The sequence below is a fragment of the Paenibacillus sp. OAS669 genome (assembly GCF_014873645.1).
GTDB classification, from domain to species: Bacteria; Bacillota; Bacilli; order Paenibacillales; family NBRC-103111; genus Paenibacillus_S; species Paenibacillus_S vulneris.
Genome location: NZ_JADBDR010000013.1, coordinates 131,298 through 156,504, shown reverse-complemented (window position 1 = coordinate 156,504; position 25,207 = coordinate 131,298). Strand labels below are relative to the sequence as shown.

General features: G+C 35.5%; 14 protein-coding genes. 8 read left to right on the top strand and 6 right to left on the bottom strand.

Annotation, left to right across the window (positions count from 1 at the left end):
• Positions 1–2 precede the first annotated feature (2 nt).
• Complete coding sequence (gene groL, locus GGC63_RS24955) at positions 3–1,631, top strand: chaperonin GroEL (protein WP_192704633.1); 1,629 nt, start codon at positions 3–5, stop codon at positions 1,629–1,631.
• Between the two features lie 1,089 nt (positions 1,632–2,720).
• Here groL and GGC63_RS24950 read toward each other — a convergent pair.
• The 6 genes from GGC63_RS24950 to GGC63_RS24925 all read right to left on the bottom strand — a co-directional run bounded on the left by GGC63_RS24950 (position 2,721) and on the right by GGC63_RS24925 (position 12,655).
• A complete protein-coding gene (locus GGC63_RS24950) occupies positions 2,721–3,890 on the bottom strand; it encodes an acyltransferase family protein (RefSeq protein WP_192704632.1) in 1,170 nt (389 codons plus the stop codon).
• Positions 3,891–4,611: 721 nt separating this feature from the next.
• Entirely contained in the window at positions 4,612–6,285 is a 1,674-nt protein-coding gene (locus tag GGC63_RS24945; protein WP_225948476.1) for an S-layer homology domain-containing protein, read from the bottom strand.
• A gap of 152 nt (positions 6,286–6,437) precedes the next feature.
• The gene (locus GGC63_RS24940) at positions 6,438–8,897 is read right to left on the bottom strand and encodes an O-antigen ligase family protein (RefSeq protein WP_192704630.1); all 2,460 of its coding nucleotides are present in this window, start codon (positions 8,895–8,897) and stop codon (positions 6,438–6,440) included.
• Positions 8,890–9,993 (bottom strand): glycosyltransferase, encoded by a 1,104-nt coding sequence (locus GGC63_RS24935; protein ID WP_192704629.1) that lies wholly within the window; start codon positions 9,991–9,993, stop codon positions 8,890–8,892. The genes GGC63_RS24940 and GGC63_RS24935 overlap by 8 nt, the downstream gene beginning before the upstream one ends.
• A 24-nt stretch (positions 9,994–10,017) precedes the next feature.
• A complete protein-coding gene (locus GGC63_RS24930; RefSeq protein WP_192704628.1) occupies positions 10,018–11,157 on the bottom strand; it encodes a glycosyltransferase family 4 protein in 1,140 nt (379 codons plus the stop codon).
• 1 nt (position 11,158) lies between these two features.
• Positions 11,159–12,655, bottom strand: coding sequence for a sugar transferase (locus GGC63_RS24925; protein ID WP_318781122.1), 1,497 nt, complete (start codon positions 12,653–12,655; stop codon positions 11,159–11,161).
• 268 nt (positions 12,656–12,923) lie between these two features.
• Here GGC63_RS24925 and GGC63_RS24920 point away from each other — a divergent pair, with 268 nt between their 5' ends.
• From GGC63_RS24920 to GGC63_RS24890, 7 genes are read left to right on the top strand one after another with little or no spacing between them, the layout of a single operon-like run.
• A complete protein-coding gene (locus GGC63_RS24920; protein ID WP_192704627.1) occupies positions 12,924–14,006 on the top strand; it encodes a mannose-1-phosphate guanylyltransferase in 1,083 nt (360 codons plus the stop codon).
• A gap of 26 nt (positions 14,007–14,032) precedes the next feature.
• A complete protein-coding gene (locus tag GGC63_RS24915) occupies positions 14,033–14,809 on the top strand; it encodes an ABC transporter permease (protein WP_192704626.1) in 777 nt (258 codons plus the stop codon).
• Between the two features lie 14 nt (positions 14,810–14,823).
• Entirely contained in the window at positions 14,824–16,068 is a 1,245-nt protein-coding gene (locus GGC63_RS24910; RefSeq protein WP_192704625.1) for an ABC transporter ATP-binding protein, read from the top strand.
• Positions 16,065–17,189: a glycosyltransferase family 4 protein gene (locus GGC63_RS24905; RefSeq protein ID WP_192704624.1), complete on the top strand. Its 1,125-nt coding sequence runs from the start codon at positions 16,065–16,067 to the stop codon at positions 17,187–17,189. Before GGC63_RS24910 ends, GGC63_RS24905 begins: the two co-directional genes overlap by 4 nt.
• 18 nt (positions 17,190–17,207) lie before the next feature.
• Positions 17,208–18,917: a methyltransferase domain-containing protein gene (locus GGC63_RS24900; RefSeq protein WP_192704623.1), complete on the top strand. Its 1,710-nt coding sequence runs from the start codon at positions 17,208–17,210 to the stop codon at positions 18,915–18,917.
• A gap of 17 nt (positions 18,918–18,934) precedes the next feature.
• Positions 18,935–23,011 carry a glycosyltransferase family 4 protein gene (locus GGC63_RS24895; protein ID WP_192704622.1) on the top strand — a complete coding sequence of 1,359 codons (4,077 nt, stop codon included), beginning with the start codon at positions 18,935–18,937 and terminating at the stop codon, positions 23,009–23,011.
• Positions 23,012–23,033: 22 nt separating this feature from the next.
• Positions 23,034–25,202, top strand: coding sequence for a hypothetical protein (locus GGC63_RS24890; protein WP_192704621.1), 2,169 nt, complete (start codon positions 23,034–23,036; stop codon positions 25,200–25,202).
• The last annotated feature ends 5 nt before the right edge of the window (positions 25,203–25,207 follow it).

The window sequence follows — 25,207 nt, the reverse complement described above, 5'->3', positions numbered from 1 at the left end:
TCATGGCAAAAGATATTAAATTCAGTGAAGACGCTCGTCGCGCAATGCTGCGTGGTGTGGACGCTTTGGCAAATGCCGTAAAAGTTACTTTGGGTCCTAAAGGCCGCAACGTGGTTCTGGAGAAAAAATTCGGCAGCCCGTTGATCACTAACGACGGTGTAACCATTGCAAAAGAAATCGAACTCGAAGATGCATTCGAGAACATGGGTGCTCAACTCGTTAAAGAAGTAGCAACAAAAACAAATGATGTAGCCGGTGACGGTACTACAACAGCTACAGTTCTTGCACAAGCGATGATTCGCGAAGGCTTGAAAAACGTAACAGCTGGCGCTAACCCAATGGTGATCCGTAAAGGGATCGACAAAGCGGTTAAAGCGGCTGTAGAAGAGCTGAAAAACATCTCCAAAACCATCGAAGGCAAACAATCCATCGCTCAAGTAGCGGCTATCTCTGCTGCTGACGAAGAAGTTGGCGAATTGATCGCTGAAGCTATGGAAAAAGTGGGCAAAGACGGCGTTATTACCGTTGAAGAGTCCAAAGGCTTCGCTACTGAGCTTGAAGTTGTAGAAGGTATGCAATTCGACCGTGGCTACATTTCCCCGTACATGATCACAGATACGGACAAAATGGAAGCTATCTTGGATAACCCATACATCTTGATCACAGACAAAAAAATCTCCAACATTCAAGAGATCTTGCCTGTGCTTGAGAAAGTTGTACAACAAGGCAAACCGCTTCTGATCATCGCTGAAGATGTAGAAGGCGAAGCTTTGGCAACCCTGATCATGAACAGACTTCGTGGAACATTCACTTGCGTAGCAGTTAAAGCTCCTGGTTTTGGCGACCGTCGTAAAGCTATGCTGCAAGATATAGCTGCATTGACAGGCGCACAAGTGATTACTGAAGAGCTTGGATTGGATCTGAAATCCACTCGTCCTGAGCAATTGGGTACAGCTCGTCAAATCCGCGTAACCAAAGAAAACACAATCATCGTGGACGGCGCAGGCGACAAAAAAGACATCGGCGCTCGTATCTCCCAAATCCGTACGCAATTGGAAGAAACCACTTCCGACTTCGACAAAGAGAAGCTGCAAGAGCGTCTGGCTAAATTGGCTGGCGGCGTAGCAGTTATCAAAGTTGGTGCAGCTACTGAGACTGAGCTGAAAGAGCGTAAGCTTCGCATCGAAGATGCTCTGAACGCAACTCGTGCAGCGGTTGAAGAAGGTATCGTTTCTGGCGGTGGTACAGCCCTCGTGAACGTATACAATGCAGTTGCAGCAGTACAATCCTCCGGCGACGAGCAAACAGGCGTAAACATCGTTCTACGCGCTCTGGAAGAGCCTGTACGCACGATCGCAGCTAACGCTGGTCAAGAAGGCTCCGTTATCGTTGAGCGCCTGAAAAAAGAAGCCGTAGGCATCGGCTACAACGCTGCTACCGGCGAATGGGTTAACATGTTCGAATCCGGTATCGTTGACCCTGCAAAAGTTACCCGTTCCGCACTGCAAAACGCAGCTTCCGTTGCAGCTATGTTCTTGACAACCGAAGCGGTTATCGCAGACAAACCAGAAAAAGACAAACCAGCTATGCCTGACATGGGCGGCATGGGTGGCATGGGCGGCATGATGTAAAATCGCCACAAACCCCTTGATATATAAGGGATTTCGGATGTGGTGAGGTCTGTTTGACCTCATTCAGACCTCATTGCTCTGGAATTAGAGGCTTTTCATGAGTTGTTCGAACTTGTGAGAGGCCTCTTTTTTCATTGTTTTGGTCACATGCAAATATAAACCCTTTTTATTTCATTATTTTTAATCAAAGGTGCTCCATGATTTTAACGGAATCCTCCCTCTGTGAGAAGAGAAGTAAAGAGTGGGGGGATAAGGTGCAGCTTTGACAACTTAGTTATATTCGTGCCACTACCAGTTTTCCGATTACACCTTTCGATGGTTTCAATATCCAGTACAAGTAGGGATAAAATGAGCTAGATGTAAAGCCCTATGATTTATGCATGCCAATCTTATCGATAGCCATATATTTCATTGAGCAACTACGAAATTATGTTGACTTCATTTAATGCAAACTGTGGTGATTAGAGAGAGTAGGAATTTTTCGCACTTAGACCGCGGGAACAACTAAACGAGCAGGTGATGCGTGATATTTTGGCCCTTCATGAGAAAAATACGCAGTATCTACGGTTACCTTGCAAACAAATCAGTTCAGCCGAGATTGAAAAGATCCATAAACCAAAGACAGATCGAGTGTATCGTGAAGTTCGCAGGGATACAGTCCATCGTCCACAGGAAGAAAAATAACGAGAGTTCTATACGAAAGCGTCGAATGAGAAATGGCAAACCGATTTTCACGAAATTTAAGTATGAACATTGCCAGAAAGCATACCTCATTGCCATTCTGGATCTCCATGATAATACTATTTGCATTAAAACAAAACAAACAATTTGAAATGCTGGGCAAAAGCATTCGAAGCGCTCTGGGTACTGTTTTTAGGGAACCTAAAAATTGAAATTGTTATCTTAATACATGCACCCGCTTTGAAGAGTTGAAAACAAAGCCGCTGCTTTACAATAAGCGTTTAGAGGCAAAATTAAAAGGCCTCATCCCAAGCAAGGCATGCAGGGCTAAGGCCACCAACTATTTTCTTACATTAATTGTTCTGTCTCTATGGCGAGGTAAGGTTCATAATGCTTGGCCTCGGTTTCTTAAATGGATTTTACTGTCTTGCCTTCAATTACTTTCTTTTTATTACTAGTAGGTATAGTTACGCTTTTTGATACTTTACTAAGCAAATAATTGGATAGTTTAATAGAACCTTCATCAATCCATTTTTGAAAAAAATGTGCTATTATAAAAATTATAAACAGTGAGAGTAAGAAAGAAACCATAAACGATTGAAAATATGTATTTGTATTAACAAGCTTCAGGAATACGTAGGAAGATATTGAACCGATCACTGGGATATGAAGAAGGTAAATGGAAAAAGAAACTTTCCCTAAATATATAAAAGGATTTAACGAAAAAAACTTTTCTAGCCAAGTAGAGTTGATTACCGCAAATAACATTAAGGTAGATCCAACAATATGCCAGAATATCGAGGGATATTCTACCCAGGATATTTTAATCCAAGAATACATTGTCACATCTAAATTAATATTTGTTGGTGCAGGATACGAAACAAAATACACGCCGATGAAGAATATAATGATATTAATAAAATTGTTTTTTAGATTAATTTTAATTGTTGTTACCTTCAAATCGCATAGCATCATACCGAGAATGAAACCTAGATAATAAGTATCATACAATACAGCAATTAAAACAACATAGAGGAACCTTCTGTATTTGAAATCATGGAATAGCGCAATAAAAGAAAACACCATAAACGCCCCATATATTTCATACTTTATTGTCCACAAAACGTTATTGTAATTTGAACGAAGAAAAATCATATCAGTAAGCATCGTCTTTAGACTAGGTTCAAACTTCCACCAGGCATCCATCCAACTTGACTTATTTAATACGCTCACTTGAAGATTGTATATCCACCCAAGCTTCATAATAATATAAGAAATAAATATTGATATAAAAACAGGTACAACCAAACGTACGTATCTCTTTATGGCACTATCTTTAATAAACTGAATATTCCCAGTTTGAAAAAACTTATAACTTAGAACAAAACCGCTTAAAACAAAAAACATGCAAACAGCAAAATGCCCAGAATATAGAACGTTAAACATTGTAATACCAGGTTCGAATGGAAGATTACCTGTTACATGTAGTACAGGATAAAAACCCCATAAAAAATGTGCAAATATTACAATAAGTGCGGCGATACCCCTAATGCCTTCTAGGTGATTAAGTTTACTCAAAACCATGGCCCCTCTTTCTTTAGTGTTTCTGCAAGCAAATCCCTAATCTTAATATTCCCCATCCTGCTCTACAACTAGCCTATGCAAGTCCGCAAATCGAAAATTTTTTCCCATGCCATACCAAGTACATCGTATCCAACAAAAATAATAAAAGCCGCTAACGGATAATTTCCGATATGCGGCTAACGTGTTCATAATCAAGGAGAGGGGAGCTTGAGAACGCGTCATTATACTCATAGGTGCCGTCTGTTTTCCCTCCATTCCTAAACCCATCCTTAGCGTTACAAAACCCATATCACCTATATTATAGCAATTGTGGAGGACGTTGTACATGGTTTCTTAAGGGTTACTGAATACTGCACGCACTATCATAATATCATTCCCCGAAATCACCGAAATGATAAATAGAACCATTTGATAAAAAGAACTCAAAGTTCCATATATCAATGTAAGATTGATCATCGAAGACAATGGTAATGGAATGTGAGGAGTCATCATAAATTGCTTTATTGATAGTTTTTCCATGAATAAAATCTAAAGTCTCAAATGAATTATATAGAATCATTATTAACCCGCCTTTCGAAATTATATATACCATATCATACCCATTTAGAAATTCAAATTAATCCTAAATCCAAGGTTCCTATATATAAATATTTGGGGCGATTCACAAAATCAAAAAAAGACCCGATACCAAAGTATCGAGTCTTCTTTGTGAAGATTAGTTAATGAAGTTCGCAACGCTCAAGAAACGTTTCAGCATAGTAGCCGATTGTGCGCGAGTAGCTTGGCTGTCGGAACCGATAGTATCATCAGTCATGCCGTTGATCAAACCGGCATTGATCGCAGCAGCGATTTCTTTTTGAGCCCATACGATTTTATTGGAATCTTTGTATTTGCTCAATACTGTTTGTGGATCCGTAACACTTGTAGAAATGTCAGCATAGTTCATAGCACGGATAACCATAGCTGCCAACTCTTCACGAGTGATTTGAGCGTCTGGACGGAATGTATTATCCTCGTAGCCATCGATGATGCCAGCTTTCGCTGCAGTAGCTACTGTGCTTGCATACCAAGCATCAGACTTCACGTCAGTAAAGTAGTTGGATGCAGTTACGGTGGACAATCCTAAAGAACGAACTACCAATGCTGCAAATTCTGCACGAGTGATGTTACGGTCTGGTTGGAACGCTGTATCTGTCGCACCGTCAACAACCAATTTGTTAGCAAGAAGCTCTACATCGGCTTTGGACCAGTGGGAAGCCACATCGTCAAAGCTTTTCTTGGATTCAACAACGGTGTAGATGCTGCTGCCGTTACGTTTCAAAGTAGCTGTCGTTTCACCATCTGCAGTTGCGAAAGTGGAAGGAACGAAGCTCAATTTTTTCGTTGTTTCGTTGTAAAGAACACCAGTTACAAATTTGGAATCAACAGATTTAGAAACCTTGATGGAGCGAGATACATAGGTTTTACCGAAGTCAACCACTGCAGTCTTGCTACCTTCATCCACTGCTACCACGTTGAAGTCTACAGCGTCAGCTACTTGAGTACCACCCAATGCTGTTGCAGCAGCTTTTACAGCGTCTGCAGTTGCGCCAGTTACTTTCGCGATAGATACTTTAATTTTCATATCTTTTACTTCTACGCCAAGCGTTTTAGCAAGATCGTCCAATTTAAGTACGGAAAGAGGAAGAGTCAAAGTACCATTGCTGTTAACCAGTTCGATTTTCTTACCAGCTTTTACTGCATCAACCAAAGCGGAAGCAGGCAGAAGGGCAAGATCACCGGAAAGGTTCAGAGTAACGGTGTCGTTATTAGACAAAGCATTGGACAAGGTGTTAGCATCAACATAACCATCGCTGCTTACGGAGATAGTGCTGCCGCTAACAGGATAGTAACCGCCGCTGCTGCCACCGCTAGAACGTTTACCGCCGCTTGTGGAGCTATTATATACATTTTGGTAAACGGAGTCACCTACGGAAACTTTACCGTCTTTGTATACTGTTGTGTTTACAGTCACATAATCATAGCCGTAAAGTGCTGAAGCTTGGATACCGTAATACCAGCCTTTACCTTCCTCATATTTGTTGCTGTAAACGGCTTTAGTTGTTGTCAGGAACTTGCCGTCAGGGCTATATACGTTTACATATACAGCATTACCGACACTATCATCAGCATAAACGTCGGAATACACACTGCCGGACACAGAACCGTTAGTATAAGATAAACCAGTGAATCCAGTGGCGGCAAAAGCCAGCACAGGAATCATCATTGCGATAACAAGCATTAATGATAGCAATGCAGATGTTTTCTTAACGAAAGTGCGATTTAACACCAGATTTCTCCTCCTATTTCTTTCTCTGTTTGATCCAATGTGAAGATTTTGATTCGCCATTATCGTCATTCACCTCCTTCCTCGACGGGAGTTATATAACAAGGCTAGGCCAAGTTAAGCAAATATTAAAAAACATAAACCCCATTCTAACATCTATCAACTAAAATTGGTAGCATTTTGCTTGAAAAAATAATCTCCCAAATAATAGAACGTTATTTACCGGAAAAAGTTGCGGTTATAAGCTTGTTAATTTCATCCTTTTCTTTCGGATCTTTGGAAATCAGCTTATCGTACAAGGCTTGATCGTTTTTATTTTGTTTTTGAAGTGATGCCAAGTACCATCTAGCCATCTCCACATTGATTTGTTCATTGAACTGATCACTTAACTGAAATTTGAAAAAGGACTCTGCTGAAGCGAATTTACCGTGCATAAAATCGATCTGTCCTAAAGTGAACGCCATATTTTTAGTTAAACCAAAAGGACGTCCCTGAAGCTGCTCTTTAGGCAGCGATTCCAACTGCTTGGCTTTTTCCAGCACCGCATTGTATACTCCAAACGCCTGACTCCAATATTGTTCGGCCTGAGCGTTATTTTTGGCGGTCTGTGCTCTGCTACCCAAATCAAAGTTCATCAGAATGCTTTTTTCATACAAAGTGATGTCCCAAGGGAAGTTATTGATTTCTTTATTTACGAGCTCAAGAGCTTTAGGCAGCTGGTCTTTTATCGCTAAAGTATAAACTTCCTTATCAATTAAAGCACGATTATTTGGTTCTTTTGCTCTTACCTTTTGTATCAGATCAACAGCTTGGTTAAAGAAATTTTCATCCTTTGTTTGACTATAAACTTGAAGTAAAAAGTCAATCTTATAAGAAGCGTAGTCGGGATGGTTCGGATGCTGATTTAGTGCATTGTTTAATGGGACGAATATTTCATTAATTGTTTTATTAGATTGTGCCATTGAGATGGATGCTTGAAAGCTACTGTTAGCATTCAGCATCCTGGTTGAGCTAAAGAACATAAAGATGGATAAGATCACGAGCACAGACGGATAAATCCATTTGTATTTATTGAAAATGAGCCATTTTTCGGACAAGGCTGGTTGCTCAGAACCCGAAATCATCCCCCCTAAGGAAAGGAATAGAAGGGCTCCCAAATATACATAACTCAAGTCAAAGTCGATCATACTATGAACAAGTAACGAAATTGTGACAATAAAGAAAACATGACGGTTCGAGTTTTCTTGCGAGCTTGTCGTATTCTTAATATATTGTCGAATATATAAATAATATATATAAACGAGGAAGGCAAGTAGTACTAGGACACCAACGATTCCGGTTTCAACCAAATACTGTATGAAGAAGTTATGGGCTTGTCTGCTCACGTAAGGATTGTTCTGGTACTTCTCATATAGAGCTGCCCATGCACCACCACCGGCACCGGTAACAGGGTAATCTTTAAATAACTTTACCGAGTCCTTATAAAAGGTTCCTCTTTCAAGAACGCTATGCTGTTCCAAGTTAATGGTTTCTATACGATGCTTGATGTAGTCTGGGAATAAATTAATAGCTCCTGTATTACCAAACACAACGAAAATACCCAAAAGGCCAATAATTAATGCAGCAGCAGGTAAGAGAATATTGGCAAACCGCATTTTCAATCTATTATTGAAGAAGCCCTCTACCTTTGGATACAGAAAATGTTGAAGCAGCCAGCAAACGATTGCGCATCCTACGGAAGCACCGATCAGGATCCATAATCCTGTTGCCGCGGTGGAGAGATCTTGATGCAAATGGAACTGTTCTCCGACCAATGTTATCTTGTTTAATATGATAAGGGAGATCACAGCGGCTACAACGAAATGAATAAATATAAATATTTGTTTTGCTATTTTCAAAAAAGGAAGAATCAACAGCAAAACAACGGGGAGTATGACCAAACCACCCCTAGATAATGACAGTAATAATGACAAAATCATAGGAACAAGCATAAAACTATGAATGGCAATCGTAACGGGTTTGCGATTGGAAACTATTAAGTATGAACCTGCCAAAAGTAAAGCTATGAGAAATGCGGCGAAAGAGTTGGCATATTGAAATGTAGACGTAAGGCGCAGCTCGTTACTGGCCATCATAACAGCGTCTTTATACTCCAAAGTAGGAAGATTGACGAACCAATTAACGAGTTTAGCAGCAAATTCCTTGTAGCCAAGCCAATTGATCATACCGAACCATACGACGACATATCCTGATAACATAATACAGAAGGTTAGAATACGATTACCAAGGGAGTTTCTGCATAAATAAATACCAAGTATAAAAAATACAGCGTAAAGCATCTCAATATACACCATGTTGGTGGCATAATAATGGGATGCTTCATTGATTTTGGCTAATAAAAATGTGATAGGCAGTAGCCAGACAACGATGCTTAGAATATCACCGTGGTCCTTGAATCTCCAATGATAAAATAAAAAGAGCGAAGTAATAAACAGGATGATAAAGCCCCAAACAAATGCGCTGTATAAGGGTCTTTCAAAATCATACGTATTACCGTTAAATAACCCTTTTTGGAAAGGGGCCCAGAACATAAAAAGTACAATAAAACCGGTAAGAAGCCAAAATAATATGGATGTATTCCCTTCTCTTTCAAGCTGGTTCTTTTTCTTATACATGAGAGTGCTCCTTTTGCTGTAAGGCTCTTGTAATAAAATTTCTGATTTCTTCTTTGAAGCGTATTTCATTAAACTGATTTGCATGGTCACGTATGGTATGTTTGTTGAAAGAGATGGAATTAAACCGGTTGATAGCTTGAACTAGACTATCTGCCGTAGGCTCATTAAAGAATATGCCTGTTTTCCCCTCGACTACAGTTTCAAGAGCACCACCTTTTCCAAAAGCAATGACAGGCTTGCCGTTCGCTTGTGCTTCTAAAGGAGTAATTCCAAAGTCCTCTTCACCTGCTAATATAAAGGCTTTGCAGTTAGAGTAATATTTGGATATCACTTCGTCTGACTGGTATCCCATAAGTTGAACGGTTGGACCCGCCATTTTTTGAAGTCTCGTTCGATCATACCCGTCCCCAATAATAACCAAGGGTAAATTTAGCAGGTTAAATGCTTCTATTACAAGATCGATGCGTTTATAAGGAATGAGTCTGGATACGATCAAAAAATAATCCCCGCTCTCTCCCGCGAAATCAAAGCGCTCAAAAGAGACCGGGGGGTGTATGACATGACTTTCACGGTTGTAATATTTTTTTATCCTTTTGGAAACATTGTTGGAGTTGGCAATGTAATGATCCACACGCTGTGAATTGATGGCATCCCAATTTCTAATTTTATGAAGAATAAAAGGTAATACCTTCTTATAAACAGGATTATTGATTTCCGCCAAGTATTGGTGATACAAATCCCATACATACCTCATGGGTGTATGGCAGTAGCATATATGCAATTGAGAGGGTGTAGTAATAACTCCTTTGGCAAACGCACTGGAGGAACTTAAAATGACATCATACTCACGTAAATCAAAACCTTCAACAGCATGAGGCAAGAGGCCTAGCATTTTTTTATAATGCTTTCTAGAGAAAGGAACATTTTGAATAAAAGAATTGGTGATATTTGCTTCAGCAAATCGAGCGGGCATCTTGGATAAATCCGATATAATCGTATAGACCGGAGCCTCAGGGAACATATCCATGAAGCATTCTAATACTCTTTCGGCTCCGCCATATTGATTTAGATAGTCATGGACAAGTGCGATTTTCATTAAGCGGCCTCCTTTCACATGCATTTACATAGTTAATATTTTATCATATAGCAATTTCGTTTCCAAAGCCGTCTTCTCCCAACTAAAATGTGAAGCCCGTTCAATAGATAATGATTGATAAGCGGCCCGTTTTGAGGAATCGTTTATTAAACTATACATTTCTTGAGCCCATAATTCGTAATCGTTCGGGCGGAGTAATACCCCATATTCGCCAACAACTTCCGGAATAGAAGATACATTGGATCCGATAACAGGGACTCCGCAATTCATGGCCTCAACAATTGGAATACCAAATCCTTCATAAATAGATGGCATCACAAAAAACGTAGCCCCGTTATAAATGGCAACAAGGTCTTCATCCTCAATGAAACCGGTGAATATAACTTGCGATTGCAGTTTGTTATCTTGTATAAAATCGAAAAGGGGACTATACTTCCATCCTTTTGAACCCACAATAACGAGTTTATGATCACAAGAAAACTCCCTTATCATATGCTGAAAAGCCTTAAGGAGTCCCATGAGATTTTTTCTTGGCTCAAGAGTCCCCACAAATAAAATGTACTCCTCAGGTAACTGAAGTTTAGTTTTTACTGCTTTCACTTGTTCAGCATCTAATGGTCTATAGATTTGATCAGCTGCAAGAGGGATGACTTGAATTTTATCCTCTGGTACATGTAGAAGGCGGATAATATCTTTTTTTGTATGCTCTGAGACGGCTATTATTTTGGCTGCTTTTTCTGCACTATAAGGCACCCATTTGGTGTGATGTTTGTAAATTTTTTCACTTGTTGTTTCTGGATAAATCATATAGGCCAAGTCATGAATGGTTACTACATGTTTCCTGCTTTTCACTGGATTATGTGTAAAATTTGTACCATGAAAAATGGAATCAGCCTGTTTAAATAAGTCAAAAGGATAATCATATAAAAAATTGGGGTGCATTAATCTTCGAATAATTTTATAAGGATACCGGCTATTAATAAACCGATGGCTGTGTTTGCTAGTTAGATTAAGTGCTTCGAGTGGAATATTTTTTGCAATTCGGTTGAAAAATAATTCTATATCGAGTTCAAGCGGTAATAAATGCTCATATAAATTACGAATATAGTTTGATACACCGGATCTAGCCCCTAAAAGGGGTTGGGCGTCCAGGTATAAATGCATACTAATACGCTCCTTCCCCTTTTAGTACTACTGGGACTGTTTTAAGAAGAATTTTAAGATCGAGACCCAGGCTCCAATTTTCAATATAATATACATCCAAATTCATCCATTGATTAAAAGATAAATCACTGCGGCCGCTAACCTGCCATAGGCCCGTTATTCCTGGCAGCACTTCAAGGCGCCGCCATTCCCAGTCGCCATACTGCTCCACTTCCTTAGGAAGAGGCGGGCGTGGCCCTACCAAACTCATGTCTCCTTTAATTACATTAAGAAGCTGAGGCAGCTCGTCTATGGAATATTTCCGGATAAATCGACCTATACGTGTAACCCGTGGGTCATCCTTCATTTTAAAAGCAATTCCGTCTAATTCATTTTGTGTTTTCAGTGTTTCTAATAAATGTTCTGCGTTTATAACCATAGACCTGAATTTTAGCATTCCGAACTGTTTACCGTTTTTCCCTAATCTGATTTGATTATAAAAAACAGGACCTTTCGAATCCAATTTTATTGCAAGTGCTGTTATAAGAAATATTGGGCTTACAAGCAATAAAAGAACGGAAGCAGCCAAAATATCAAATAATCTTTTGGATAATAACCCCATCCCTCTCATCGGGGTTTTTACTAGCGTAACTACAGGCAGAGCATTGATATTCCCTATTTGAACAGTACTCATGACCATGTTGAATAAATCAGGAATGATTTTGATTTTGATATCTATTTTCCGGAAATCCTTAATGATATTATTAACAAGATCTCTTTCTGAAGGGATAGTTATAATGATTTCGTCAACTACTTGTTTTTGAAGCAGTGATCCAAGGCTTGCCGTTTGTCCAAGACAATGAATTCCATGAAAATTGTCCGTTTCGCAGTTATCATCAACAAACCCAACCACTTTATAACCAAGCCATTTATTCTCACTCAATTCTTGCATTAAAGATTTGCCAATTTTCCCTGCGCCCACAATAATAACGTTTTTACATACGAGATCGTGGTTAGCAAGTCTAAAATAAATTAACCTCTTGATAATCCTGAGAAGACCAGACAACCCAAGGGCTGCGAGCCAGTATGCCACAACAACTAAACGAGAAAAATCAGTAAATTTCAACAAAAAGCTAATACCGATCGTTAATATAATAGAAAAAGAATGAGACTTGACCATTTTAAATAGCTCATCTGCTAACCCAGAGCTAGAACGGAAATGATAAATTTTATTTCTATACACAAAAAACAAATAAAAAATGGTCGAAATAAGGTAAAATATAAGGTAATTCATAAAACGCGGAAAGTTCGTGTTGAATAAATTAATATTTTCGCCAAATTCTTCTGAAATCCGATATTCATATAAAAAGAAATATAAACCAGCTAAAGCTACAATTTCGACGGCCATGAAGCAGAAAGCCATATAAAAAGCGATATTTCTTCTAGTTTCAATTTTTTTATTTAATTCTAAAGTGGGAATCATTTTACTGGTTTTTTTAGTGGGAACCGGATAATCCACTTAAAAATCCTCCAATCTTTTTTCTATTCTTGATTGTATGGTGAAACTTACTGAAAAAGCAAGATTAGAAATTGGCATTAGAGCTTTATACTATTACCAATTGAATAAATTTGGAAAATCGCCAAAAGTAAACGGAAATACTGTAATATAATGTCACTTTTCGTTGCTTTGTTTTCAGGCAATAAGTTATAATATATAAGATTATCATTACCAGTGCTCTTTCGATTAAAATGAGTTAAAATTATTGTCGATATTTGGAGGAAATAAGATGAAACTAACAGCTGTGATAATGGCAGGAGGAAAAGGAGAAAGATTTTGGCCAAAAAGTCGGACGAACTTACCGAAGCAGTTCTTAAATATATCAGGGAATAAATCAATGATCCAACAAACAGTGTCAAGATTGGAACAGTTGATTTCTATTGATCAAATTTTTATTGTTACAAATGAATTATATGCTGAATTAATCCATGCCCAAATCCCCAACTTACCGTTTGATAATATCATTATTGAACCAGTAGGGAGAAACACAGCCCCTTGTGTTGGCGTGGCTTCTTTAATTATTGAAGAGAAGTTTCCGGATAGCACTATGATTGTGTTACCTTCCGACCATATTGTAGAAAATGAGGAACGATTTATCAACATACTGAAGACTGCAGCACAAGTATGTGAGCAAAATGAAGAATCACTAGTAACACTAGGGATCACTCCAAATTATCCAGAGACAGGGTACGGTTATATAGAAAGCACCAAGGAAAGATTAAATATAAATAATATGGATGTTTTTCAGGTAAATCAATTTGTTGAAAAACCAAGTCTGCCAAAAGCTAAGGAGTATTTAGCGGCAGGGAACTATTATTGGAATAGTGGTATTTTTATTTGGAAAGTAAGGACGATAAAAAACTATATTGAGAAGCTAATGCCTGAAATGAATGATGTTCTAGAAACAATGAAAACGGCATTCAAATCTAAAAAAGATAAGATACAGGTTATTAAAGATGAGTTTCACAAAATGCCAGATCAATCCATCGACTATGGGATTATGGAAAAAGTAAACAATATTTATGTGATCCCTTGTATTTTTGGTTGGGACGATGTCGGCAGCTGGACAGCTTTGGAAAGAATTAATGATAAAGATGAGTATGGAAATGTTATTAAAGGAAATATATTAAGCATAGATACCAAAGATTCCATTATAGAAAGCAACGGGAAGCTGATAGCAACCCTTGGTATTGAAGATTTAATTATTATAGACACTGAGGATGTAACCCTGATTTGTGCTAAGGACAGAGCGCAGGAAATTAAGAGTATCATTAAAGAGCTGCGAGAGCAGAAGATGGAACGATATTTATAGTTTCCATGCTGTTAAGGAGATTAACTATGATTAGAAGACTTATTGAAATATATAACTATAGACAAATGCTTAGTAGTCTAGTTCTTACAGATTTGCGAACAAGATACAAAGGTTCAGTAATGGGATTTTTATGGACCTTCTTAAATCCTTTGTTATTGCTTGCAATATATTCAGTTGTATTTTCATTTATAATGAGGCAGAACATTGAAAATTACCCCATGTTTCTATTTTGTGCAATTTTACCTTGGACATTTTTTTCATCATCTATCCAGAGTTGCTCCGGTATTATTTTGAGAAATAGCAACTTGGTGAAAAAGATATACTTTCCAAGGGAAATTCTTCCATTATCAGTAATTATAGCAGGTGTCATAAATTATTTTTTTGGACTAGTAATTTTAATTCCATCTCTTTTGTTAACTGGGATTCATATTAATATATCTCTGATTGCATTTCCCCTTATCTTATTCGTTCAAACTTTACTTGTTCTTGGAGTAAGTCTAATAGTCAGCGCAATGAATGTCTACTTTAGAGATTTAGAACATATTATTGCTATTGTATTGCAGGCGGCTTTTTATATTACTCCCATTATCTTTCCTATAAGTATGGTACCTAAAGAATTTCAAATGTATTTTTTGCTAAATCCTATGACCGAAATCATACAAGCATATAGAAATATTTTTTATTATGGTACTATGCCTGATTTTGCTCACTTATTTCTGTATCTTCTTTATTCCTTCATTGTACTAGTTATTGGTTGGGCAATATTTAATAAACTCCAAAAAAGTTTTGCAGAAGAAATATAAAAGAGGTAATGAATATGATACTAATCGATGTAAGAAATGTATCAAAAAAATTCGTTTTAAAAAAAGAAAAAAATGTAACATTAAAAGAAAAATTAATATATCGGGGAAGAGAGAGGTCAGAGGAATTTTGGGCTTTACATGACGTGAGTTGTCAAATAGAAGCAGGAAAAACTATTGGACTAATTGGAAGAAATGGTTCTGGAAAAAGCACATTGCTTAAACTCATGACCCGAATTATGTACCCTACAAATGGTTCAATAAAAATTCAAGGTCGAGTATCCAGTCTATTGGAGCTAGGTGCGGGATTTCATACTGATTTTACTGGAATAGAGAACATCTACATGAACGCTTCCATTCTTGGTTTGACCAAAAAAGAAATTGATCAAAAATTACAGTCAATTATTGAATTCTCCGAATTGGAGGAATTTATAAACAACCCTCTACGAAGTTATTCTTCAGGTATGTATATGAGACTAGCCTTTTCTGTTGCAATTAATGTAAATCCTGATATTTTGCTTATAGATGAGGTTCTATCGGTCGGTGATACATCCTTTCAAAAGAAATGTATTAATAAACTTAAAGAGTTGAAACGTCAAGGCAAAACTATTGTCATTGTATCCCACGACAATCATACTATGGAGATACTATGTGATGAAGTAATTTGGTTAAACAAAGGGAAAATCGTTAAATCAGGTGACTCTAAAATTGTTATTAATGAATATTTGGACTTTATGGCAGAGGAAGACGGTACTCGATTAAATAATCAAAAACAGAAACAACAAATAGATGAGTCTGAGGGAAGCACTGAAAATCAGATCTTAAATGAAGAAGAAAGCAATAGATGGGGAAATAGAGAAATAGAATTAACTGGTTTAAAACTGTTTAATGATAAAGACCAAGAAACATATTCTTTTACTTCAGGAGAGAAGGTTCGTTTAGAAATCAAATATGTAATGCATAAAAAAAATGAAGATGTTGTATTCGGTATTGCTATAAACACAATTGATGGAATAAAATGTTACGGGACGAACACGGATATAGATAACATCAAAGTTGAGAATCTTTCCTCTAAAGGAACAGTTTATATAGATGTGGATAGTTTAAGTTTAATAGAAGGTACTTACCTAATAGATATTGCGGTTCACAAGTTAGATGGCACTGCTTATGATTATCAGGTAGGCAAGTACACTTTTCAAGTTAAGTCCAATATTCATGATGTGGGTATTTGTAAATTAAAGCATCAATGGATAATCCAATGAAAGTGATAATGGATGCGTCACCAATAGTAGCTCAAAAAACAGGTATAGGATATTACGTTGTTAATTTGGTACAGCAGTTAGCTCAGCGAGAAGTTAAAATAAATTTAGCAGTCAATGGTTTGAAACCAACTTCTCCAATTACTACTAGTTTGGGTAATATAAATAAGATACTATTTCCATATGATAAATTGAGAAGTATGAATATGAATGCTAGCATTTATGAGCTCTTTAAATTGGAATTCTTTGCTGGTAACTTCGATATTTTTCATGGAGTCAATTTCCATTCGTGGCCTACTCTAAAGGCTAAAAAAATTGTAACTTTCCATGATCTGGCATTTATTAAGTACCCTGAATTAATGCCCAAAAAAATAGTAGAACATCATAGAAAATGGGCTCTTCACTCCTTATTTAATTCAGATTTTGTTATTACTGTTTCAAACAGCGTTAGAGAAGAAATTATAAATCATTTTAGTTATGATCCTGAAAAGATAATATGTACTCCACTAGCAGCATCTGGGCTTTTTTTTAGAAGAAATCATGATGAAACTTTAAGGAACCTAAAAAAAAAATATAAACTGCCAGATTCTTTTTTATTATACGTAGGGACAATCGAACCCAGAAAAAATATTATACGTTTAATTGAGGCATTTAGTTTAGCAATGAAAGAGTTTGAGTTCGAACAGAAGCTCGTATTAGTAGGAAATAAAGGCATAGAATTTCAACGAGTTCTTCAAAAAATCAGCGAGTTGAACTTACTAGATCAAGTATTTATTCCCGGATATATTGAAGAGATTGATTTGCCATTAATATACAATGCGGCAGATGCTTTTATATATGTTTCGCTATATGAAGGATTCGGTTTGCCAATTCTTGAAGCGATGCAGTCTGGTTTACCCGTAATTACTTCAAATTTATCATCAATGCCTGAGGTTGCTGGGACAGCGGCTGTACTTGTGGATCCGTTTGATAAGTTATCGATAACAAAAGCAATCGGTGAACTATTACAAAATACCGATTTGCGTTCTAAACTATCTCAGCAAGGTATTGAGCAAGCAAGCAAGTTTTCCTGGAAACTAACGGCACTTAAAACAGTTGATATATATAAGAAAGTCCTTAAATAAATTATAGGAGAAATATTCATGTTACCTAAAATAGAAGTGACCGATGTGTTACGTGTAATAAATAGAAGTTTGAATAGAACTGATGAAAAACTCCATAAAAAAGAATGGGATATAAAACTCCCTAAATTTAACAACTCTAACTTTATACAAACAAAGGATGAGTATCATCTTTCAGATTTTCTTAATTACCATGATGAAGATTTTGTTAGAAATGTGTATAGAGGACTACTGAAAAGAAACCCAGACCCTCAAGGTATGGAGTATTATTTAGAACAATTAAGATCTGGGAAATTGAGCAAAATTGAAATATTGGGAAGAGTAAAATTTTCAAAAGAAGCAAAAAGAAACAAGATCAAAGTTAAGGGTATTACATTACCCTTTTTATCGAATAATCTTTATAAAATTCCGATTGTAGGTTATTTATTAAAACTAGTTATAAGTATAATAAAGCTTCCAAAAATAATCAAAAACTTAAATCAATATGAAATGTTTATAAACTATCGTTATACGGAACAAACTAAAAAACTAGATATTTTAACTCAAGAACTTGAACACCATTTCTTAAATGTGAATAACTCCCTTAATGATTTTCAAAATCATATCAATAATTTATTGGTCGATAGTAAGAAACAATATGACATTGACGATATAAAACAGAAACTGCAACAAATTGATGAAATTAAAGATGAATTACTGCAATTAAATGATGTCAAAAACAACATGACTCCAATTGGTGAATTCAGGGCTAAAATTGCGGAATTTGAAACTATCAATGAAAAATTAGATGGACATTATTCGAAGTTAATAATAGAAAATGAAAAGTTAAGACGTGATTTTAATGATTTCAAACTTAATACGTTCCAAGAGTTTAAAGGATTTAACTCTACAATTGAAAGAATCAATGATGCTAATTCCGTTATAAATTCAATAAATAAACAAATTAAAGATAATAAATTAAATATTATCGAAATACAGAGAAGGCTTAACTTCTTTTTGGAAGAGACTAGAAAAAGATTGCCAGCCCCGTTGGATGAAACACAAATGAGAACTTTGGTTGATAATGAAGTACAATTCACTGATTCTATGTATGTTAGTTTCGAGGACCAGTTTAGGGGAACAAGGGAAGATATAAAGGGAAGATTAGAAGTTTACTTACCTTATGTAAATAGCGTTAGAGAGAGAACAGGGGATAACTCAGCAATAGACATAGGATGTGGACGTGGTGAATGGCTTGAATTATTAGGGGAAAATGGATTTAACGCAGTAGGCGTTGATATGAATAAAGCAATGATTGATAGTTGTACTGAGATGGGTCTGAATGCTAATTTATGTGATGGAATAGAATATTTGCGTTCCCAACGGAACGGGAGCATCTCTGTTATAACTGGCTTTCATATTATTGAGCACTTACCTATAAATAAGCTATTAACATTGTTTGATGAAGCATTTCGAGTTTTAAAGCCTGGTGGAATGATCATTTTTGAAACACCTAATCCTGAAAGTATTTGGGTAGGTGCATTCACATTCAGAGGAGATCCAACGCATGTTAATCCTCTTGTTCCAGATACTGTTAAGTTTTTGGTTGAACAGAGGGGATATATTAAGCCTGAAATTTTACGTCTTCATAAACGTGAAGAACCAGAATATACGGGACAAAAATATGTTGATGAAATCATATATAAATTTAATATGGAGCAGGATTTTTCCATTATAGCGTATAAAGCATAAATTTGGAGTGAACATAAATGAATATTTTAGTAATGAATTTCTTTCCTGCATTTCAACCACCTACTAGTGGCGGGGAATTAAGGTACTACAACATCTATTATCATCTTAGTAAGAATCATGATATTACTTTACTTTCACCAACTTATAATGATCATAAGCTAGAATGCATTAATTTTACTGATACTTTTAGAGAGTACAGGATTCCAAAAGAAGACATTCATAATCAACTTCATATGGAAATTGATAAGGAAGAAATTGGACCCGAAGTTTCGGCACTTGTCTGCGCTCTAAGTTCTAAGACACCAAATAAATATCATGAATATTATAATAAGTTATACCAACAGGCGGATTTAATCATTCATGACTTCCCGTATATGTTAGAGTACGATCTTTTTTTTGGTATTGACAATAAGCTAAGAATATATAATAGCCATAATTATGAAACTTCTTTGGTAAAACAAATTTGGAAGGGACCTAGTGCCTCAAAATATTTAAACTATATAAATTCATTAGAACGTAGACTTGTTCTTGGATCACAGTTGGTTTTTACTACGTCGGAAGAGGAGAAATCAAGCTTTATAACGGAGTTTGGTGCAAATGCCGAAAAAATTCATTTAGCCCCCAATGGTATTAATCCGAATGATTGGGAGATAGATGGCTTATCAAAACGTATATTAAGAGAGGAAAACAAAAGCATTAAAAAAGCATTATTTATAGGAAGTGCACATCCACCTAATATAGAAGCAACTGAATTTATTATTAATAATGTAGCTCCGAAATGTCCCAATATTGAATTTATTGTTGCTGGCAACTGTTGTGACCCATTTAAGAGTAAAAAGATTGGAAGCAATATTAAATTATTAGGGCGAATAGATGAAAAAACCAAGGAAGATGTTTTTGTTAATGCTGATATTGCAATTAATCCTATGTTTTCAGGGGCAGGTACAAATCTTAAAACATTAGAATATTTATCTGCGGGTATCCCACTCATTTCAACAGATTGTGGTGTTCGAGGAATTGATTTGGTGAATGGAGATCATTTCCTTCTAGCAAATAAGGATGATTTTGCGAGGAAAATTATAGAATTGTTGGATGATGACATATTAATGGAGGGCATTTCCAAGAAGGGAAAAGACTTTATTAACTCGCACTTTTCGTGGAAAAGTATTGCTGAGAATCTTAATTCTAAAATTAATAGACTACAAGCTGATGAGGCTAAAAAGATAATTCTTGTACTTAATGATTTTGAGTGTTCCTCTCCGATTTCAGGTGGAGAAGTTCGAATAAACCAATTGTATTCGAATTTGTCAAACAATAATAAAGTAATTCTAATATGTCTAAATGGCACAGACAAAATTAAATTGACTAACATTAATGATAATTTTATAGAAATATCTGTACCAAAAACCAAGCAGCATATTAATGAAGAGGTATCGATTAATAAGCAGCACTGGATAAGTGCAACAGATATTGTTACTTCCTATATGACTTCAGGTAATGAATTATTAATGAGTATCGTTCATAATTGTGAACATTTTTCAGATCTAATAATTCTATCTCATCCATATATGGTGGATGTTGTAGATAATAATATCAGAAAACCTGTTATTTATGAAAGCCACAATTTTGAAACTGAATTAAAGATGAAGTTGTTGGAAGGCCACCCCAAATATGACTTTTTAATCGATAAAGTAAGAAATGCAGAAATCAAGGCTATGCAATTAAGTAAATTTGTTATTAGTGTTTCTGATAATGACCATGAAGGACTGAATGGTTTAATATCTTCAAATAAAAAAGTATATACCATACGAAATGGAGTAAAAACCACACAGATTATTGGAAATATTGATGTAAAAAATGTGAAAAAAATTTTTGGTTCTCATCCTGTTATTGTATTTGTTGGGAGCTCACATCAGCCAAATGTGGATGCAGCAAACTTCATTGTGAATCAGTTAGCAAATGAATTAATAAGTTGTTATTTCATTATAATAGGATCAGTATGTGATGCAATCACTGGGATTGTTCCTGATAATGTCCTATTGTTTGGTAAGCTAGAAGAAGACCATAAAAACGTACTGCTTAGTGTATCTGATATTGCAATAAATCCAATGGCTAGCGGCTCTGGATCAAATCTAAAAATTGCTGAATATTTTGCTTATAAATTGCCGGTTGTAACTACAAAATTTGGTGCCCGTGGCTTTTCAATAGACCATGAACAGGAAGCATTGATTTGCGATCTGTCTGAAACCAAAGATCAAATTATCAAATTAATAGATGATTTGGAACTAAGAGAAAAGCTTGCAGCGAATGCATTTAGTTATGTAACAAGTGAACTGGATTGGGCAATTTTGGCTGCTAAATTAGATGGTATTTTAAAGCAGGAAATCTTTAGAGAAAGAGAAAAATCTCATCAAAAGAAAAAAATGCTAATTGTTACGTATCGTTTTACAAATCCGCCTCTCGGCGGTGCAGAAGCGTATATGCTAAACTTAATTGAACAGTTGGATGCAATTGGTGATTTTTCCATTGATATCGCTGCCGTTAATTTAAAAGACTTATATAACAAATACCACTTTTCGATTGATGGATCAAACGTAAAAAATGATAAAAATATCGGGCTTTTCCAGGACACAGTGTTACATTATTTTCAATCCGACTCACTTCCAGATAACATGCAGATTGAAAACAGCAGAATATTGTATAATTCTTGGATGGAAGAATCTTTAATAATATCTCAAGACTATGTAAGTAAATATAATAAAAATTTGTTAATGGGTGGCTGGTATTATCCGGAGAAGGACAACGATAAATACTCTGTTTGGTCATCTGGAAAAGCTTTGATTTTTGTGGATAAAGCAGAAAAAGTATTATTAAAAGGGACTAGCCCCAAGCGAAAAAAAATAAATATTGTTTTGAATAATAACTCAAGTATATTTAATAAAACTATTAGTGGCAACTTTGAGGTTTTACTGGAAGGGCCATTTAATAGAAATGTAATTAGCATTGAAACAGATACTCATACGGATGGTGCTGATCCAAGAACGTTCGGATTTATTCTCAAAACGATAGAGTATATGGATGATTCGGTAATAAAAGAAGGCTCATTGGTTGAAGATTATAAAGCTTTCATGAAGAATCATTATCCTGAGGATTATATCGAGGGTCTTATAAAAAATGCAGATAGACGTGAGAGTTTTTTAGATTCTTTGTTTCAAAAAACAAGAGGTCCAGTATCCTACGAACTTGAAGAATGGCTTGAAAAAAATACAAAAGAATATGATGTTATCGTTGGTCACAGTATTCCTTTCTACACATCAGTTGTAGCGGTACAATATGCTAAAAAATTTAATAAACCTTATGCAGTGGTCCCACATTTTCACATGGAAGATGAATTTTATCATTGGAAATCTTATTACGATATTTTAAGACAAGCTGATAAAATAGTTGCGTTTCCTGATAAAGCAATTCAATGGTTTTACAATAAAATAAATGCCAATAATACTTTATCTTTACCAGGTGGAGCTGTTAACCCATCGGAGTATGTAGATGATGATGATTCGAGCTTTTTTTCTATGTATAAATCAAAACTACCATATATACTCGTACTCGGAAGAAAGACGGGGGCTAAGAATTACAAGTGGGTTATTGAAGCTGTTAAAAAGGTTAATGAAAATGAAAAAAGATGCAATTTGGTGTTAATAGGAAGGGATGAGGATTTCGAGCCAATAAATCCAGATGAAGCTTATTATTTTAATGAATTAGAAAGACCTGTAGTTATCTCTGCGTTAAAGCATTGCTCTTGTTTAGTAACAATGAGTGAAAGTGAGAGCTTTGGAATTGTTATTCTTGAGGCCTGGATGCAGGGTAAACCAGTTATTGTTAATGAAAAGTGTGCAGCCTTTGCTGAATTGGTGAACAACGGGGAAAATGGGATAGTAACAAATAAAGATATGTTACACCAAAGTATAATTGACATAATAGATAATAATCTACTGGCCCTTGAAATGGGGAAATGCGGATATTTAAAAGCTATTCAGAACTTTACATGGGAAATCCTCGCAGCAAGGGTTAACTCTGAACTGAAAAAATTATAATTCATTATAATGTAGGTGAAAAATGGTTAAGTATAAAAATGTGTTTTCTTATTTAGCATTACTAGTGCTATCAATTGTAATAATGTGCTGGGCATTATCTTTGAAAAATTTTAATATACATTTCCCATTACAATATTATGGTGATGCAGTTTCACATGATTTTTTAATAAAAAGTATGCTAGATAATGGATGGTACCTTCATAATAATATGGTAGGAGCTCCATTAGGTTTAGATATGCACTATTATCCAATTACATCAAATTTTTTATTTTTCTTGATGAAAGTTATATCTTTATTTACAAATGACTTTCAAGTAATAATTAATATTTTTTATTTATCGACTTACCCACTAACATGTTTAATTTCTTATTATGTATTAAAAAGATTAGGCATTTCTGGAATAAGTTCGATAGTGGGAAGTCTACTTTATACTTTTTTACCATATCACTATTTGCGTGGGGTAGAGCATCTTTTTTTATCAGCCTTCTTTATGACTCCCCTAATTGTTCTAATATGTATATGGATATATCAAGGCAAATATGTGTTTTATAATGCGAAAACTAATAAGTTCTCTTTACTAAATCGCGATGCAATATCCGTAATTTTGATTTGTTTAATAACCGCATCATGTGATGTATACTATACTTTTTTCTCATGTTTTTTCTTTATGGTAGCTGGAATTTCAAGATTCATAAAAAATAGTTATGAAAAAAAAGCTCTATTCACCTCTGTTTTTTTGTCAATTATAATGTCAATTGGTGTAATATTAAATTTGCTTCCTAATATTATCTATATACTAAAATTTGGAGCAAATAGTCAATCACACGAAGTTTCAGCATCTGAAGCAGAGATTTACGGTCTTAAGATCATTCAGCTTTTATTACCTATAAAAGAGCATAGAATAATTTTATTTCAGAAAATTCGCGATATTTATGATAAAAGTGCTCCGTTAGTAAATGAAAATGCTGGAGTTTCATTAGGAGTTGTTATCTCTATTGCATTCTTGTTTCTAATCCTATTTTTATTTATTAAGAAAAGAAATGATACGATTATTAGTTATTTGAGTGAATTAAACATAGCCGCGGTTTTGCTGGGGACTATAGGTGGATTTGGAGCGATATTTGCTTATTTGGTTTCTCCCCAAATAAGAGCATACAATAGACTTAGCATTTTTATTGCATTTTTCTCGATTATCGTCTTAGTATATTTTTTAAACTATGTTACACAGCAGATTAGAAAAAGAAATATAAAAGAAATATATGTATATTTCATGTGTGCTCTTGTATTAATTATTGGTCTTTTTGATCAGACAACTTATAAAGGAATCTATTACGATAACTACAAAAAGGATTTTGAAAGAGACCATAATTTTGTTTCAAATATTGAAAAGGAAATTCCAAAGAATTCTATGGTCTTACAATTACCATTTGTTTCTTTCCCCGGTGAAAGAGTAAACCTAATGGGTGAATATGATCATTTTAAGGGCTATTTGCATTCTGATAGCTTACGTTGGAGCTTTGGGACAATGAAAGGGACGGTAAACGAAGAATGGCAGAGACAACTCGCTAGCGGCCCTATCGAAACTATTGTACAAAAAGCAGCAATCATTGGTTATAATGGGGTTTATATTAATCGAAACGGGTATCCTGATAAGGCTGCCGAAATTGAGGCTAAACTAAAAGCAATTCTGAAGCGAAATCCAATTTCAAATGAAGATAATAGTCTCATTTTTTTTAATTTAACTGACTTTAATGCCGAATTAAACAAACAATATACTACAGCCGAGTTGGAAAAATTAAGAACCAAATTACTTGAGCCACCTATTCAGGTGATCTGGGATAAGGGGTTTTACGGTTTAGAAAAGAATGAAAAGGATAATTGGAGATGGAGTGATAAAGAAAGCTATTTGAGCATAAAGAATCCGACAAAGCTGATAAAAAAGTATAAGATAGAAATGTATTTATCAACCGGAAATGATCAATTCAGCGAAATAAAGATTAGTTATAATAACAGTGCAAGTGATAATATTACCTTAAATAACACTGGGAAACTTTACTTTAAAATAATAGATATCCCTCCAGGCATTACTACTATTTCTTTTGTTACGAATGCGAGTCAAATCTATACAATCAATGATCCACGCAATTTATATTTTAAAATGACTAATTTTATTCTTAGAGAAATTGATTGAAGGGA

Excerpts from the sequence above, each read along its gene's own strand:
- GGC63_RS24890 (WP_192704621.1), top strand. The coding sequence starts at position 23,034 with ATGGTTAAGTATAAAAATGTGTTTTCTTATTTAGCATTACTAGTGCTA.
- GGC63_RS24920 (WP_192704627.1), top strand. The coding sequence starts at position 12,924 with ATGAAACTAACAGCTGTGATAATGGCAGGAGGAAAAGGAGAAAGATTT.
- GGC63_RS24915 (WP_192704626.1), top strand. The coding sequence starts at position 14,033 with ATGATTAGAAGACTTATTGAAATATATAACTATAGACAAATGCTTAGT.
- GGC63_RS24900 (WP_192704623.1), top strand. The coding sequence starts at position 17,208 with ATGTTACCTAAAATAGAAGTGACCGATGTGTTACGTGTAATAAATAGA.
- GGC63_RS24910 (WP_192704625.1), top strand. The coding sequence starts at position 14,824 with ATGATACTAATCGATGTAAGAAATGTATCAAAAAAATTCGTTTTAAAA.
- GGC63_RS24905 (WP_192704624.1), top strand. The coding sequence starts at position 16,065 with ATGAAAGTGATAATGGATGCGTCACCAATAGTAGCTCAAAAAACAGGT.
- groL (WP_192704633.1), top strand. The coding sequence starts at position 3 with ATGGCAAAAGATATTAAATTCAGTGAAGACGCTCGTCGCGCAATGCTG.
- GGC63_RS24945 (WP_225948476.1), bottom strand. The coding sequence starts at position 6,285 with ATGGCGAATCAAAATCTTCACATTGGATCAAACAGAGAAAGAAATAGG.
- GGC63_RS24935 (WP_192704629.1), bottom strand. The coding sequence starts at position 9,993 with ATGAAAATCGCACTTGTCCATGACTATCTAAATCAATATGGCGGAGCC.
- GGC63_RS24895 (WP_192704622.1), top strand. The coding sequence starts at position 18,935 with ATGAATATTTTAGTAATGAATTTCTTTCCTGCATTTCAACCACCTACT.
- GGC63_RS24940 (WP_192704630.1), bottom strand. The coding sequence starts at position 8,897 with ATGTATAAGAAAAAGAACCAGCTTGAAAGAGAAGGGAATACATCCATA.
- GGC63_RS24930 (WP_192704628.1), bottom strand. The coding sequence starts at position 11,157 with ATGCATTTATACCTGGACGCCCAACCCCTTTTAGGGGCTAGATCCGGT.